The sequence below is a fragment of the Roseimaritima sediminicola genome, assembly GCF_009618275.1.
GTDB lineage: Bacteria > Planctomycetota > Planctomycetia > Pirellulales > Pirellulaceae > Roseimaritima > Roseimaritima sediminicola.
On the sequence record NZ_WIAD01000023.1, the window covers coordinates 49,678 to 63,825 of the forward strand.

Consider the following 14,148-nt stretch of genomic DNA (forward strand, 5'->3'; position numbering starts at 1 on the left):
CCGCGGAAACGCGAATCGTCGCCGCACGCTCCCCCGCCGCGAGCGCCTGACGCTGTCCGCGTTCGGCTGCGCGGCACAAAAAAACGCAACCACGAATCTTACGACTCGTGGTTGCGTTTTGACCGTTTGCTTTACCGTCCTGATCCGGCGGCTCTCTCAGCCGACGGCGACGCGTTTGAACTCGATGATTTCGGCTTCGTCGCCCAGGTCCTTGACCGCCTGTTCGACGGTCTTGGTGTCGTCCAGAGCGTAGACCTGACTGAGCAGGCAGTGCTCCAGGTCCAACAGGGTGTTGTCGGCGACGAATCGTTCCAGTTTGCCCGGGACGATCTTGTCCCAGATCTTCTCCGGCTTGCCTTCGGCCTTCAGTTGGGCCTTGATGTCCTCTTCGGCCTGGGCCATGACTTCTTCGGTCAACTGGCGACGGCTGGCGTACTGGGGCACATTCTTTTGCGGCTTGCCCAGGTTCTCGCGAGCGTTCAATTCGTTCTCGGCGATGATCTGCGCTCGCAGAGCTTCGGTTTCCTTGGTCACGAATTCGTCGTCGAACTCTTCCGGACGCAGGATCGAAGGCCGCATCGCTGCGATGTGCATCGCCACGTTACGGAAGAACTTTGCGGCTTCGGCGTTGCCGCCATCCTTGTAGGAAACCAGCACACCGATTTTGCTGCCGGCGTGGATGTAGGAGGCGATCTTTTCGCCTTCGACCACTTGGTAATCGGAAACCTCGATCTTTTCGCCGATCACGCCGGTCTTCTCGACCATCTTTTCCTGGACCGTGCTGCCATCGTAGGCCAGGGCCAGCAATTCTTCCTTGGTGTTGACCTTCTTGTCGGCGGCCAATTTGGCCACGTCCTGAACGAAGGCGATGAAGTCTTCGTTTTTGGCCACGAAGTCGGTTTCGCAGCTGACGGCCAACAACAAACCGCGGGTGCCCGAGTCGTCCAACAGGGCCACGACGACGCCTTCGTTGGCTTCGCGGTCGGCGCGTTTGGCGGCCACCTTCTGTCCCTTCTTGCGCAGGTAGTCCAGGGCGCCGTCGAAGTCGCCGCCGGATTCCTTCAGCGCGGCTTTGCAGTCCATCATGCCCGCGCCGGTGGCTTTGCGTAATTCACTAATGTCTTTTGCGGTAATAGCCATCGTGTTTCTTTCTAGATCGTTCGTGCTGGAAACGGAGTATTCAGGGTACGGATAGGGATACGCCGGCAGAAGACAACCTCGCTGCGCACCACAGCGAGCCACGAACGAGGAAGGCTGCTGGGCGGGCGACCCAGGGGCCGCAGCGGGCGGCGGCCGGGCCGGCGTGGTCGTCGTGCCGCAAACGCGGCCTGCTGGAAATCAACAGACCGCCTTGAGGATCGAAGAGTTCGCGAACGCTAGCTGGTCGCTTCGGCGGCTTGCTCCGAAGCACCGGCCGGCGCGCCAGCCTTCTCGGCCTCGGCCGGGGTGCCTTTGCCCGCGATGACCGCGTCGGCCAGCTGTTTCATGATGATCTCGATCGAACGGATACCGTCGTCGTTGCCGGGGATCGGCAGATCGATCAGATCGGGGTTGCTGTCGGTATCGATCAAGGCCACGGTGGGAATCCCCAACCGCTTGGCTTCGCGGACCGCGTTGCGTTCCTTGCCCGGGTCGATGATGACCAAGCATTCGGGCAACCGGTTCATGTTGCGCAAACCGTTCAGGTTGCGATACATCTTGCGGTATTCGCGGTTCAGAGCCGACTGCATCTTCTTGGAATAGTTGTCCAGTTCGTCACCGGAACGGATCTTTTCCAGTTCTTCCAAGCGGCTCAAGCGGCTGCGAATCGTGCGGAAGTTCGTCAGCGTGCCGCCCAACCAACGCTCGGCGACAAACGGCATGCCGCAACGCAGGCAGTGCTCCTCGACCGCCTCTCCGGCCTGACGCTTGGTGCCCACGAACAGGATCAAACCGTTGTTCTCGGCCACCTGCTGCAGGTATTTCTTGGCCCGCAACAACCCTCGCAGGGTTTCGCGGATGTCCAGAATGTGGATCTGGTTCTTGCGGCCAAAGATGTACGGTGCCATCTTCGGGTTCCACAAACTGGTGCGGTGTCCAAAGTGCACACCGGCTTCGATCATCGTCTGCACGATCGTGTTGGGATCGGTGCTGGAAGCAGGGCTGGCGTCAGTACTCATCGGGGGTTTTCTCCTGGTTTTCGACCGGTCCAAGCAACGTCGCCCAAGCACAGCCAATGCCTTGCTTCGGCCACGGCCAGAGCCCTCGGGGGCCCTTCGCCCGTAGTGTCAAAAAGTACGAAAGGGAACAGTAAAAAAGCCCACGTCCGCAACAGAACGTGGGCCGAAGGTAGAAAATAGCGTGTTGACAACCGGTTGGTCAATGCGTAACGCAGACGCAATCTGAAATCTCAGATCTGAAAAAACTCGGCCGGCTCACAGCCCGATCGAAAATCCGAATCCGCCGTGGTGGTGGTGATGGTGGTGGTGATAATCGTAGGGGTGGTGGTAGTAGCGTCGCCGCGGAACCACGACCGGCACCGGGGTGTAGTGATGTCGCTCTTCGACGATCACCGGCGCGGGCTGGACGACGGTGGGAGCGGGAGCCGCGGCAGGGCCCCCCACCGGAGCTCGCTGCAAGGCCGTGATCACCACTTCGCGAACCCCCTGTTGGTGCAGAGAGATGATGTCCGAGACCTCCAGGCGGCGCTGCACCCCACGCTGCTCGATATGGCCCAGGATCACCGAATCGGACAGGCCGCTGCGGGTCATGTTGATCACGTCGGCCGTCGTGACGGCGCCCTGCGTTTGGGCGTATCGCGACTGTTGGTACTGGTAGTTCTGCTGCTGGTACTGGTAGCGCTGGCGCTGCAGGGCCTGTTCTTGGTCTTTGGCGCTACCGAGCGCCCCGCCGGCAACGGCACCTAAGACGCCGCCGATCACCGCTCCGGCTCCGGCTTCGTCGTTGTTTTCTCCGATGATGCTACCGGCAACCGCCCCGGCGATGCCGCCCAGGGTGGCGCCGCGGCGGGTATTGGCTTGCCCACTGGCGGTCGAACAGGCAATCGCAGTGATGACAAGCATCGGGCCAACCAAGCGTTGGTTCATGGTCGTGTATCCACAAAAATCGGGTATTGGGTCTGACGATGGATAAATCGGCGGGAGATGGTTCTTTAGCGGGAAACCTCTCCAGCGGGCAACGTCAGTTTGTGCTAGCACCCGTTAACCAGACGCCTCGACCTCAAACCGCTCGCCCAACAACTCTACCACATCGCCGACGACCAGCTGCTTGCGGCGGCGAGTTTCAACCTGTCCGTTGACCCACACCTCGCCGCCTTGGATCAGCAGCTTGGCCTGCCCCCCGGTGCCGACGAGGCCACAGAATTTCAGAAAATCGTCCAGCCGGATCGTGGGCAGCTCGGGCTGCTGGGCGTCTTGAGGCGGGCCAGGCTGCTCGGGCGGGCCAGATTGCTCGGGCGGGCCAGATTGCTCGGGCGGGCCAGATTGCTCGGGAGGGCCAGCGGCGCCGGCGTTGGGTTCGGTCATCGTGGGGAACTCGTTTCGGTGGAAAGGTTTCGGGCGTCGCACAGAAAAGGAAGAAAGAAAAACGACCGCGACGGGCGCGAGAGGGTCTCCCCGGTGGGGAGCGACTGGGGGGCGGCTGAACGGTTACGGCGAAACGGCCCGCTGGGCGATCTCGCGAACCTGATGAACGCTCAACCGGTGCCTGTCGGCGACCGCCTTGGCCTCTTCGTACTCCACGGCAAACCGCCACGAACCGTCCGGCAACCGACACTCCTTGCCGACGACCGGCCCGAGTTCGGTTTCGCGCGTGACCGAGCGGCGAGCCAATTTGTGACGCTCGGCGCGATAACGGCGGATGCCGATCGTTCCGGTTGCCAGAAACAGGATCCGCTCCAGCTCGCACGCTCGCCCCTCGGGGCACAGCACGCTGACCTGCACGCCCGAGCGGCCTTTCTTCATCACGCACGGCGTTTGGATCACGTCCAAGGCTCCCGCTTCCAGCACGGCCTCGCACGCTGCGGCGATGTCTTCTGCCGGGGTATTGTCGATGTTGGTTTCCAAAACCGTCACCCGGTCGTACTCCAGGGGCGAGGGCGAGTCGCCGTCGGCCTCGGCCAATTCGCCCACCAGGACCCTCAGGACGTTTGCTTGGCCTTCCAGATCCTTCTGGCCCGCGCCGTAGCCGACGGCCCGCGGCGTCATCGCCGGCACCGAGCCGAAACGGCGGGCGGTCGCTTTCAAAATCGCCGCACCGGTGGGTGTGGTCAACTCGATCGGAGCTTCGCTGGCGGCGATCGGGATGTCGCACAGCAGTTCGGCGGTCGCCGGCGCCGGGATCGAAACGCGGCCGTGATCGATCTGGATAAAGCCCGTACCGGTGGGCACGGCGGACGCTTCGACCGCGGCGATCTCCAAATCATCCAGGGCGATCGCCGAACCGACGATGTCGGCGATCGAATCGATCGCGCCCACCTCGTGAAAATGGACCTTCTGGATACTCGTGCCGTGCACCTTGGCCTCGGCCGCGGCCAGAGCCGCAAAAATGTCGCGTGCCCGCCGCTTGGCTCCTTCGGAGATCGCATCGGCCTGGTCGATCATCGCTTCGATGTGATGCAGATGACGATGCGCGTGCTCGGGTGGATGGGTGATCGTCACCTGCACGGCCCGAAACCCCGCCTTGCGGACGTCCTCGGTCGTGATCGACAGCTCCCCCAGACCCAGCGACCGGACCCCCTGAACAATCCGTTCCAAAGACGCTCCCGCATCGATCAGCGCTCCCAGCGTCATATCGCCGCTGATCCCGCTGAGACAATCAAAATATGCGACCCGCATGGTGCTGTGTTCCTGTAAAGTGGCGTTGCCTTGGCGCGTTGAATCAGTAGAATCCGGGATTCTGATAGCTGCCCGAGGCTCTGCCGAGCCCCCTAAGGACCGTTTGACCAGCAGTTTACCAAGTCGACCCGTTCCTAAGTCGACCCATCGATTAAATCTAGCGAGACGATATCCATGAAGGTTGTAAGCTCGATCGGAGCCCTGAAATACCGCCACCCGGACTGCCAAGTGGTCCGCCGTCGCGGCCGAATCTACGTGATTTGCAAGAGCAACCCACGCTTTAAAGTGCGTCAGGGTGGGGCCAAAATTAAGAAGCGTCGACGCTAAGGCGTTAGACCCGCCGCATTTTCCGCATATCCCCTACATTCTGTGAGGCGAACGTTTACGGTTCGCATTAGGCGGATTCTGCCGGGATGCCGATGGGTGTCGTGTGCTGCTGTTCCAGCACCGACGTCCCACTGCACCCTGGATGAATCGCTATGTCGCCTGTGTCCCCGTCCGCGGAAGCTGCGGAAACCGAATTGGCAGCTGTCGATGCCCCCGAAAGCGCGACACCTGCAAGCGACGCCGCCGAGCTCAGCACCCCCGAACCCGGCACACCCGAACCCGGCGGCCTGCTGCGAGAACTGGAACGGCGACAGGATGACGTCCTGGCGCAGATCGACGACCTGGATGCCAAAGTCACGGCCTTGCTGAGCGAGTTGGGGGTGACGCCGAGCGCCGATGCCGCGGACCGGGTCGCCCGACCATTGGCCGACGACGCGGCGACCAGCGAAGAATAACGCTTACCGGATCCGCGCCAGTGTCGGCGACCAACCCGCTTTCTCCCGAAGCGATCAACCAAATCAAACGGTTGGACCTTCGCGCTCGCACCGTCGTGCGAGGCTTTCTACAGGGCCTACACGCCAGCCCCTACCATGGGTTTTCGGTCCAGTTCAGCGAGCACCGGCGGTACAACCGCGGCGACGATCCCAAAGACATCGATTGGCTGGTCTACGCCAAGACCGACAAGTACTACGTCAAGCGGTTCGAGGCCGAAACGAACCTGACGGGTTATCTGGTCATGGACCTCAGCGAGTCGATGGGCTTTACCGACAGCCAACAGATGACCAAGTTCGAGTACTGCACCTGCTTGGCCGCTTCGCTGTGCTACCTGATGTTGATGCAGCAGGACCCGGTCGGCTTGATCACCTTTGGCGACAAAGTCCGCGCCAGTTTGCCGGCCCGCAGCCGCCGCAGTCACTTGGGCGACGTGCTGGCCCATCTGACCAATCTCCAGCCCTCCGGCACGACGGACCTGCCGGCTTGCCTGGCTCAGGTCGCCGCGATGCTGCAGCACCGCAGCCTGGTCATGCTGTTCAGCGATCTGCTGGGCGAACCGGAACCGGTGTTTTCCGCCCTGGCCCGGCTGCGACATGCCGGCCACGACGTGATCCTGTTTCACGTCCTGGACGAAGCCGAGGTGCGGTTTCCCTACGAGGGGTCGGTGCAGTTCGAGGATCCGGAAACCGGCGAGACGGTATCGGTCGACGCCACAGGGTTCCGCGAAGATTACTTGGCCAACCTGAACGAATTCCAGGAAGCCTATCGGCGCAAGTGCAGCGACCTGCGGATCGACTACGTGCCGATGGATACCAGCATGCCCTTCGACACAGCCCTGACCGAGTACTTGATCAGCCGCCAAGGGCGCTTCTGAGCCGGTCGCGAGACGGCTTGTGGCATAGGCTTCCAGCCTGTGTTTCTATCTTCACAGGCTAGAAGCCCATGCCACGCGATTACCGGCTCATTCCCTGCGTCATTCGCCAGTGCTTGGCTTGTTGGCGTCGGCCGTAACGTTCGGTGATTTCTTCCCACGCCACGCTGGCGTCGATCAGCGCCGTTTCGGGCGTTTTCTCGCCGGCCAACACCGCTTGGACTTCGGCGTCCAGAGCCTGCATGTACTGGTCCGCGCCGGGAATCCGCAGTGGCGGGCGGACGAAACGACCGGACAACTGCGTGCGGAGCAGCTGCGAATAATCGGTCTGTGGGCCACCGCCGTCGGCCCCCAAGTCATTGTTCGTGGTCCGCGTCACGGTGAACCCGGCGATTGCTTCGGGCAGGCCCGTCGATCCCTCGCCGCCACTGATCCACTGTAGAAAGGATTCCGAAACGAATGTTTGTCGGCAACCGGCCGCCAATGACCCCATCGGAGCCTGCCCCATCAGCAACACCCAGTGGTCATCGCTGCGGCCACCGCGGTCCTGCCAGCCTCGTTCCGGATCGAGATACACCGGATCGCCCACCGGCAGCGGCTGCAGCATCACGTCGGCGCGGGTCGCAAGATCGGACTCCATCAGGTTCTCCGGCGACGCCGGCCACGCGATGGCCAGATCCAGGTTTCCCTCGTGCACCGCCTGCCAGATCTCCGCCGGAGTCATCCGCTGCGAAGGATAGCGGGCGGCATCCTGTTGCAGTTCCCGCAGCGCCCGCAGGTAGGGGGCGGTCGCCAGGATCGGTTGCAATTCGTCGCCGCGAAACAACCAGGTCGAACCGCAGTAACCGTTGGCCCGGTACAGCAAGGCCTGGGCCGCCCAACCGTCGGCCAGCGGTTCGGCGGCGCGGCCCTTGTCGGTCTGGGCGACCTGCTGGGCGTAATCCGTCCAGGTGGTTTGCCGCGGCGACGGGCCACCGTCGGGCCGCCGCAACAGCACCGGCTGCGGTCCGCCCAGCGGCAAACCGACCGATTCCGATCCATAGCGAACCAGTGAATCGCCGAGGGCCGGCAACAGCTCCGTCGGTTCCGCCTCGGTGGTCTGGCGCTCCGCATCGGCGTGGAACTGTTTGCGCAGCGGACGGATCGCGCCCTCTTGGATGAGTTGGCCGGTTTGCGCGGTGGGATAGATCAGCACGTCGTGCTGTTGGGCGGCCGTGACCATCTGTTGGTCACTCGGCTGCGCCCCCAACGCGGTTACGTCCAACGGTTGGTCGGAAACGGCCAACCAACCGCGCCGGATCGCTTCGGCCTGTTGCTCGTCCCCGGCTAGGGCCACCCGCAGCGGCACCTCGGAAACGGTCGCCTGCGGCGCGGCCGGCTCCTGCCGATCACCGCCACACCCGACGCTCAAGCCCAACAGGCTGAGGACCGTCACAACCAAACAAACGGATCGACGTCGAAGCATGCGGTTTCCCAAAATCGTAAATCTCAAATCGTTCCCCGTCGGTTTTCCACCCCGGTTGGTACGCAGTATAGTAGCACCCGGTTCGAATCCTTCCTGTTCCCGTTCGGTGGTGAGTAATGCGGTTTTATCTGGGTATTGATGTTGGCACCAGCGGAACCAAAACCCTGTTGATCGATGAACAGGGCAAGGTTCATGCCGAAGCGTCGTCGGAGTATCCGCTGCATCAACCCCGCCCGGGATGGACCGAACAGGATCCGGAGGACTGGTGGCAAGCGACGGTTCAGTCCGTTCGCCAAGTGATGCAGCGCAGCGGTCGCAAACCCTCCGACGTGCGGGCGATCGGGCTGAGTGGCCAGATGCACGGTTCGGTCTTCTTGGACAAACGCAACAAGGTGATTCGGCCGGCGCTGCTGTGGAACGATCAACGCACCGTCGCCGAGTGCGAACAAATCACCGCTGCGGCCGGCGGACGCAAGGCGTTGATCAAGATGGTGGCCAACCCGGCCCTGACCGGTTTCACCGCCCCCAAGATCCTCTGGATGCGCAATCACGAACCCAAGAAGTTCGATCGACTGGCCAAGGTTCTGTTGCCCAAGGACGAGATCCGGCGGCGTTTGACCGGCGAGTTCGCCTCGGAGGTCAGCGATGCCAGCGGGACGCTGTTACTGGACGTCGTCAAGCGGCAGTGGAGCAAGAAGTTGCTGGGCAAGTTGGATCTGGATCCGGATCTATTGCCGCCGGTGTTTGAAAGCGAAGACGTGACCGGCACGCTGCTGCCGGAGGTGGCCGAACAACTGGGGCTGACGACCGAGTGCAAGGTGGTCGGCGGGGCGGGCGACTGTGCGGCCGGAGCGGTGGGCAACGGCGTCGTGCGGCGCGGCATCCTCAGCACCTCGGTCGGTACCTCCGGCGTGATGTTCGTCCACAGCGACCAGCCCCAGTACGACACGGCAGGCCGGCTGCATACCTTCTGTCACGCCGTGCGGGGCAAGTGGCACATGATGGGCGTGAACCTGACCAGCGGCGGGTCGCTGCAGTGGTGGGTCGATTCGGTTCTCAAAGGTTTGGTCGGGATCGACAGCGACCAGCGTTACGCGGCGGCCACGGCCGAAGCCCAGAGCATCGCTCCCGGCAGCGGAGGGTTGCTGTTTTTGCCGTACCTCAGCGGTGAACGAACGCCGCACGCCGACCCGCATGCCCGCGGCGCTTTCGTGGGGCTGAACACGACGCACGGCCGCGGCCACATGACCCGCGCCGTGATGGAGGGCGTTACGTTTGCGCTGCGAGACAGTTTGCAGATCATCCGCGATCTGGACGTGCCGGTACGGGAAATTCGCGCTTCCGGTGGCGGCAGCCGCAATCCGCTGTGGCGTCAGATGCAGGCCGACGCCTTCGGCAAGAAGGTCTCCAAGCTGGCCGTCGAACAGGGCCCGGCCTACGGCGTGGCGCTGTTGGCCGCCGTTGGCGACGGTGCCTACACCTCGATCGAACAGGCTTGCAAAGCCACGATCGAAGTCGCCGATGCGACGCCGCCGCGACGCGCGGCCAGCAAGACTTACAACAATCTGTTTCCCATCTACCAACGGCTGTACCAGTCGCTCCGCGCGGACTTCGCCGACCTGGCCCAGTTGCAGTAAGCCCCGTGGCATAGGCTTCCAGCCTGTGACCAGTGGCATAGGCTTCCAGCCTGTGAAAAAGCAGCACGGCCCCCGGGCCGTGGCCAGTATTCAACACGGGCCAGGGGCCCATGCTACGTCAGTGGCATAGGCTTCCAGCCTGTGCTATCAGCCGCAACGCGCTAGCGTCCGGTTCCGTAGCGGCCTGCTTACCGTGGTGCGTTGCGCGCCGGAACCGTGGGCTAGCGCCCGGCGGCTGATGGAACCGTGGGCTAGCGCCCTGCGGCTGATGAAACCGTGGGCTAGCGCCCGGCGGCTGATGGAAGCCTATGCCACTGGCGGTGCTACTGCGACAGCAGGTTGCGGTACATCGTGATCCCGGCCGGTCCGACCAGAACGACGAAGATGCCGGGGAAGATAAACAGGACCAGCGGAAAGATTAATTTCACCGCCGTCTTGGCGGCTTTCTCTTCGGCCATCTGCCGCCGCTTGGTACGCATCGAATCACTTTGCACTCGCAACGCCTGGCCGATGCTGCTGCCGAACTTGTCGGCTTGGATCAGGATCGATGCCAGAGCCTTCAGGTCGTCCACGCCGCTGCGATAGCCCAGCGCCTGCAGGACTTCCGAACGCGGGCGTCCGTACTGCAGCTGCGCGTTGGCGACGACGAATTCTTCGGCGATCTGCGGGTACGACTTGTCCAGCTCCTCGGCCACTTTCCGCATCGCTTGATCGAGCCCCAGGCCGGCTTCGACACACACGACCATCAAGTCCAGGGCGTCGGGCAGGCCCAGGAAGATCGCATTCTTGCGGCGGCTGATCAAAAACGACAGCAGGAATTCGACCAGGAAGTATCCGATCCCACCGCCGACCAGCGTCTTGGTCAACAGGCCCAGCGTCAGGCCGGAGGTGAACAGGCCGACGACCCCGCCCAGGAACAGGCCGATGCAGGCGCAAATTAATTGGGCTCCCTTGAAGACCACCGGCGCGGCTTCGCGGCGAAAGCCCGCGTGCAACAGACGTTCGCGGAGCTTGCCCAGTTCTTTTTCGTTCTTGGGTTTGACGCTATTTCCCAGGGGCGAGGTGGCCCGTTCCAGGACGGCGGTCAGCGCTTCGGCCTTCTTCTTTTCACGGTCGTCCTGTTCGCCTTCGCCGGTAACACGGCGGCGCGGATTGCGGAGCTCGTCCAGCCGGGCTTCGGCGCGCGGTTGGTCTTCGCCGCTGACGTGACCGAGCAACAGCCAAGCCACGGCGGAAACCGCAACGAACAGCGAGACCGGCACCACGTAGGCAATGATCGACGTTTCGGCTAGCAACATGGGAAACAGACTCTTTTGGAGATCAATTCGGATAAAGGAAGGAAGCCCGCCGGGCCAGCCGCACTAGACCTTGATGGTGACGATCTTGCGAATCACCAGGGCGCCGACCACCTGCGTGATGATCGCCATGATCAACAGTTTCTGGCCGATCGGATCGCTGAACAGGGTCATCACGTAATCTTTATTCATCCACAGCATGACCAGGAACAGCAGCGGCGGCATGGCCAACAGCACGATCCCGCTCAAACGCCCCTCTCCGGTCAGGGCTTGCACCTGGCCGAGAATCTGGATCCGCTCTCGCACCAGGTGCCCGATCTTGTCGAGGATTTCCGCCAGGTCGCCGCCCGTTTGACGCTGGAGGATGACGGCCGTGGCAAAGAAGCGAACGTCCATGTTGGGCACCCGCGAAGCCATATCATCGAGGGCTTCCTCCAGCGGAATCCCAAAGTTTTGTTCCTGGAACACGCGCCCAAATTCGACGCTGATCGGTTCGTTCATCTCGTTGGCGATCAATCCGAAGCCGGCCGCCAGCGAGTGGCCGGCCCGCAGCGAACGTCCCAGCAGCTCGAGTGCATCGGGCAATTGGCGGCCGAACTGAGCCAATCGCCGAGCGCGTTTCATCCGCAACCAAAACAGCGGCAGAGCCCCCACAACCAGACCGGCTAGCGGAGCCAATAAGACAGGTACGCCGGGCGTTAAAAAGACAGCGGTCGTCCCGCCGACAAACGCCGCGACGCAGATGCCCACGAAATGCGCCGGAGCCATCGTGACGTTGGCCTGGTCCATATAGGTCCCCAGCGCCGGCATCGAACTGGTCAGCGTACTGACCCAGTCCTTGGAATCGTCCAAACCGCCGGCCAGCAGCAAAGAGGGTTCATCGCTGTTGCCGGCCCCCGACTTGGGACGCCGCGCGGCCAATACCTGCAGCCGCTCCTCGGCGGTGGTCGTTTCACTGCCGGGGGAAAGCGCGGTTACGGCGAACGCAACCAGGGCTGCGATTCCGATACCGATCGCGGCGATGACTAGGATGGGCATCATGACGGATGGTCCCTCGAGGGGCTGCGGGTTAGCAAGCGGGTGAGTTGGCAAACAGGTGAATTGGCAGACGATGTCGGGGTGAACGGGGCCCTGCGGCGATTAAGCCTGCATGATGACGCGTTCGCGGAAGGCGCTGGCGGGCAACCGCACGCCGGCGGCCTCCAGTTTAGGCATGAACGAGGGCCGCACACCGGTGCATTCAAAATGGCCGAACGCCTTGCCGTTCTCGTCCACACCTTCTTGAACGAAACGGTAAATGTCTTGCAACACGATCGTGTCCTGTTCCATCCCGACCACTTCGGTGATCGCCGTCACGCGGCGCGGACCACCTTGCAGACGGTTGGCTTGAATCAAGACATCGACCGCGCCGGAGATCTGCGAGCGAATGGCCTTGGGAGGCATCTCAAAACCGGCCATCATCACCAGCGTCTCCAGCCGCGAGATCGCATCGCGCGGCGTGTTGGCGTGAATCGTCGTCAGGGATCCGTCGTGACCGGTGTTCATCGCCTGCAACATGTCCAGCGTTTCCCCGCCGCGACACTCACCGATGATGATCCGTTCGGGCCGCATCCGCAGGGCGTTGCTGACCAGGTCGGTCGCCGAAACGCGGCCGTTGCCTTCGATATTGGCCGGACGCGTTTCCAAGCGCACCACATGGTCCTGTTGCAGTTGCAACTCGGCCGCGTCCTCGATCGTGACGATACGATCGGAGTGGCTGATGAACGAAGACAGGGTGTTCAGGAGGGTCGTTTTACCGGAACCGGTACCGCCGGCGATGACCATGTTCAGGCGAGCCTTGATGCAGCCCTCCAACAACATCACCATCTCGGGCGTGAAGGCGCGATAGTTCAGCAGGTCTTCCAGTTTCAGCGGGTTGCTGCCGAAACGCCGGATACTCATCGCCGCCCCGTCCAAGGCCAGCGGCGGAATGATCGCGTTGACACGGCTGCCGTCCTCCAGCCGGGCGTCGACCATCGGACAGGTCTCATCCACTCGCCGGCCCACCTTGCTGACGATCCGGTCGATGATCTGCATCAAGTGTTTGTTGTCGCGGAATTCCACGTCGGTCTTCTGCATCTGGCCGCCTTTTTCGACGTAGATGTTCTTCGGACCGTTGATCAGGATGTCGCTGACCTTGGCGTCCTTCAGCAACAACTCCAACGGCCCCAGACCAAAGGTTTCGTCCAACACCTCTTCGACGATGCGGTCGCGTTCCTGTCGGTTCAGCAGCGTGTCTTCGGCGTCGCACAGGTGTTCGACGACCATCCGGATCTCACGCTTCAGCGTGTCCCCCTTCATATCGCCGACACGAGAAAGATCCAGTTTGTCGACCAGTTTGCCGTGGATCCGGCTCTTGATCTCTTCGAATTTTTCTTGGCGAGTGGCTTCGGGACTACGCATCGGCTGGGTCGGGGTACGCATAGGTTCTCAGTCCTTGAAACGACGTGAAGGTTGGGATGGGCAGACCGGGTTGGGGTTGGAACGATCTTGCCGGCTGCGCAAGCCGCGTAGCATGGGCCGGAACGAATCGATCCACGGAAAGATAGCTCACCGTTTGCGGGGTGGCCGAAAATTCTGCCGTCAGGCCCGCCGGCGACCTGCCTAGCGAGCCGCTAGCCGCAACTGGGACAGCGGAGGCGGTACTGAGAGAGTCCGCGAGAGGACAGCGCCACCTGCATGCGATTGCCACAGCGCGGACAGAAGTCGTCTTCGCCGGGGGCGGCCGGTTTATCCTGACAGGCGGCGCAGCGGACCGCGTCGGGAAAGATTTCCAAACGCTCGGCCGGGATCGGTTCGCCGCAGCTCTCACAGCGACGAGCTTCGCCCCACAGCTCCGGATCGTCCTCATCGATCGCCGCGTGCAGCCCCAGGGCGGTCTTGCCACAACCTTCGCAGGGCAGCTGCGGCAGGGAGGCCAGAAACAGCTCTCGCACCAGATCCGGGTCCGGGTTCTTCGCCCGCTTGAGTTTTCCCAGCGAACGCAGCCGAGCCAGCTTTTCCGACAAGCCCACCGTCCGGCTCCATCCGCAATCGGCACATCGCAACGTTTGCAGCGGCTCGGACATGGAAGAGGTCTTTTCTTCTCGCGGACACAGGCGGCAGAATCGTTCCCTGGCCGGGAACGGAGACCTTTTAAGTCTAACCCGCGGCGATGAATCCTGGCACCGGGGTGGCCCCTGAA

The 14,148-nt window shown here is 62.6% G+C and carries 14 protein-coding genes; 4 read left to right on the forward strand and 10 right to left on the reverse strand.

The annotated features are described in order from the left end of the window. Positions 1-156: 156 nt before the first annotated feature. The 5 genes from tsf to larC all read right to left on the reverse strand — a co-directional run bounded on the left by tsf (position 157) and on the right by larC (position 4,835). The gene (tsf, locus tag GE027_RS12590) at positions 157-1,140 is read right to left on the reverse strand and encodes a translation elongation factor Ts (RefSeq protein ID WP_153557552.1); all 984 of its coding nucleotides are present in this window, start codon (positions 1,138-1,140) and stop codon (positions 157-159) included. Between the two features lie 236 nt (positions 1,141-1,376). Next, positions 1,377-2,159 carry a 30S ribosomal protein S2 gene (gene rpsB / locus GE027_RS12595; RefSeq protein WP_237607497.1) on the reverse strand — a complete coding sequence of 261 codons (783 nt, stop codon included), beginning with the start codon at positions 2,157-2,159 and terminating at the stop codon, positions 1,377-1,379. Between the two features lie 255 nt (positions 2,160-2,414). Next, positions 2,415-3,086 (reverse strand): glycine zipper domain-containing protein, encoded by a 672-nt coding sequence (locus GE027_RS12600; RefSeq protein ID WP_153557553.1) that lies wholly within the window; start codon positions 3,084-3,086, stop codon positions 2,415-2,417. Positions 3,087-3,200: 114 nt separating this feature from the next. Beyond that, complete coding sequence (locus tag GE027_RS23885; RefSeq protein WP_153557554.1) at positions 3,201-3,524, reverse strand: RNA-binding S4 domain-containing protein; 324 nt, start codon at positions 3,522-3,524, stop codon at positions 3,201-3,203. A 123-nt stretch (positions 3,525-3,647) separates the two neighbouring features. Beyond that, entirely contained in the window at positions 3,648-4,835 is a 1,188-nt protein-coding gene (gene larC / locus GE027_RS12610) for a nickel pincer cofactor biosynthesis protein LarC (protein WP_153557555.1), read from the reverse strand. Positions 4,836-5,009: 174 nt separating this feature from the next. Between larC and ykgO the strand changes: the two genes are divergently transcribed. From ykgO to GE027_RS12625, 3 genes are all read left to right on the forward strand, one after another. Beyond that, complete coding sequence (ykgO, locus tag GE027_RS12615) at positions 5,010-5,162, forward strand: type B 50S ribosomal protein L36 (RefSeq protein WP_153557556.1); 153 nt, start codon at positions 5,010-5,012, stop codon at positions 5,160-5,162. Between the two features lie 152 nt (positions 5,163-5,314). After that, positions 5,315-5,617, forward strand: coding sequence for a hypothetical protein (locus tag GE027_RS23090; protein ID WP_153557557.1), 303 nt, complete (start codon positions 5,315-5,317; stop codon positions 5,615-5,617). 20 nt (positions 5,618-5,637) lie between these two features. Continuing rightward, the gene (locus tag GE027_RS12625) at positions 5,638-6,531 is read left to right on the forward strand and encodes a DUF58 domain-containing protein (RefSeq protein WP_153557558.1); all 894 of its coding nucleotides are present in this window, start codon (positions 5,638-5,640) and stop codon (positions 6,529-6,531) included. A 79-nt stretch (positions 6,532-6,610) separates the two neighbouring features. Here the strand turns inward: GE027_RS12625 and GE027_RS12630 are convergent, their stop codons facing one another. Then, positions 6,611-7,993 (reverse strand): type 2 periplasmic-binding domain-containing protein, encoded by a 1,383-nt coding sequence (locus GE027_RS12630; protein ID WP_153557559.1) that lies wholly within the window; start codon positions 7,991-7,993, stop codon positions 6,611-6,613. Positions 7,994-8,109: 116 nt separating this feature from the next. Between GE027_RS12630 and xylB the strand changes: the two genes are divergently transcribed. Beyond that, complete coding sequence (xylB, locus tag GE027_RS12635; protein WP_153557560.1) at positions 8,110-9,630, forward strand: xylulokinase; 1,521 nt, start codon at positions 8,110-8,112, stop codon at positions 9,628-9,630. A gap of 323 nt (positions 9,631-9,953) precedes the next feature. On the opposite strand, the gene GE027_RS12640 is transcribed toward xylB, so the two are convergent. The 4 genes from GE027_RS12640 to GE027_RS12655 all read right to left on the reverse strand — a co-directional run bounded on the left by GE027_RS12640 (position 9,954) and on the right by GE027_RS12655 (position 14,032). After that, positions 9,954-10,928 carry a type II secretion system F family protein gene (locus GE027_RS12640; protein WP_153557561.1) on the reverse strand — a complete coding sequence of 325 codons (975 nt, stop codon included), beginning with the start codon at positions 10,926-10,928 and terminating at the stop codon, positions 9,954-9,956. A 63-nt stretch (positions 10,929-10,991) separates the two neighbouring features. Then, on the reverse strand, positions 10,992-11,966 hold the full coding sequence (locus GE027_RS12645; RefSeq protein WP_153557562.1) for a type II secretion system F family protein: 975 nt from the start codon (positions 11,964-11,966) through the stop codon (positions 10,992-10,994). 99 nt (positions 11,967-12,065) lie between these two features. Then, on the reverse strand, positions 12,066-13,388 hold the full coding sequence (locus GE027_RS12650; protein WP_153557563.1) for a CpaF family protein: 1,323 nt from the start codon (positions 13,386-13,388) through the stop codon (positions 12,066-12,068). Between the two features lie 191 nt (positions 13,389-13,579). Then, complete coding sequence (locus tag GE027_RS12655) at positions 13,580-14,032, reverse strand: TraR/DksA C4-type zinc finger protein (RefSeq protein WP_153557564.1); 453 nt, start codon at positions 14,030-14,032, stop codon at positions 13,580-13,582. Positions 14,033-14,148: the final 116 nt, after the last annotated feature.

Coding starts and splice junctions, on each gene's coding strand:
- tsf (WP_153557552.1), bottom strand. CDS start 1,140: ATGGCTATTACCGCAAAAGACATTAGTGAATTACGCAAAGCCACCGGC.
- rpsB (WP_237607497.1), bottom strand. CDS start 2,159: ATGAGTACTGACGCCAGCCCTGCTTCCAGCACCGATCCCAACACGATC.
- GE027_RS12600 (WP_153557553.1), bottom strand. CDS start 3,086: ATGAACCAACGCTTGGTTGGCCCGATGCTTGTCATCACTGCGATTGCC.
- GE027_RS23885 (WP_153557554.1), bottom strand. CDS start 3,524: ATGACCGAACCCAACGCCGGCGCCGCTGGCCCTCCCGAGCAATCTGGC.
- larC (WP_153557555.1), bottom strand. CDS start 4,835: ATGCGGGTCGCATATTTTGATTGTCTCAGCGGGATCAGCGGCGATATG.
- ykgO (WP_153557556.1), top strand. CDS start 5,010: ATGAAGGTTGTAAGCTCGATCGGAGCCCTGAAATACCGCCACCCGGAC.
- GE027_RS23090 (WP_153557557.1), top strand. CDS start 5,315: ATGTCGCCTGTGTCCCCGTCCGCGGAAGCTGCGGAAACCGAATTGGCA.
- GE027_RS12630 (WP_153557559.1), bottom strand. CDS start 7,993: ATGCTTCGACGTCGATCCGTTTGTTTGGTTGTGACGGTCCTCAGCCTG.
- xylB (WP_153557560.1), top strand. CDS start 8,110: ATGCGGTTTTATCTGGGTATTGATGTTGGCACCAGCGGAACCAAAACC.
- GE027_RS12640 (WP_153557561.1), bottom strand. CDS start 10,928: ATGTTGCTAGCCGAAACGTCGATCATTGCCTACGTGGTGCCGGTCTCG.
- GE027_RS12645 (WP_153557562.1), bottom strand. CDS start 11,966: ATGATGCCCATCCTAGTCATCGCCGCGATCGGTATCGGAATCGCAGCC.
- GE027_RS12650 (WP_153557563.1), bottom strand. CDS start 13,388: ATGCGTACCCCGACCCAGCCGATGCGTAGTCCCGAAGCCACTCGCCAA.
- GE027_RS12655 (WP_153557564.1), bottom strand. CDS start 14,032: ATGTCCGAGCCGCTGCAAACGTTGCGATGTGCCGATTGCGGATGGAGC.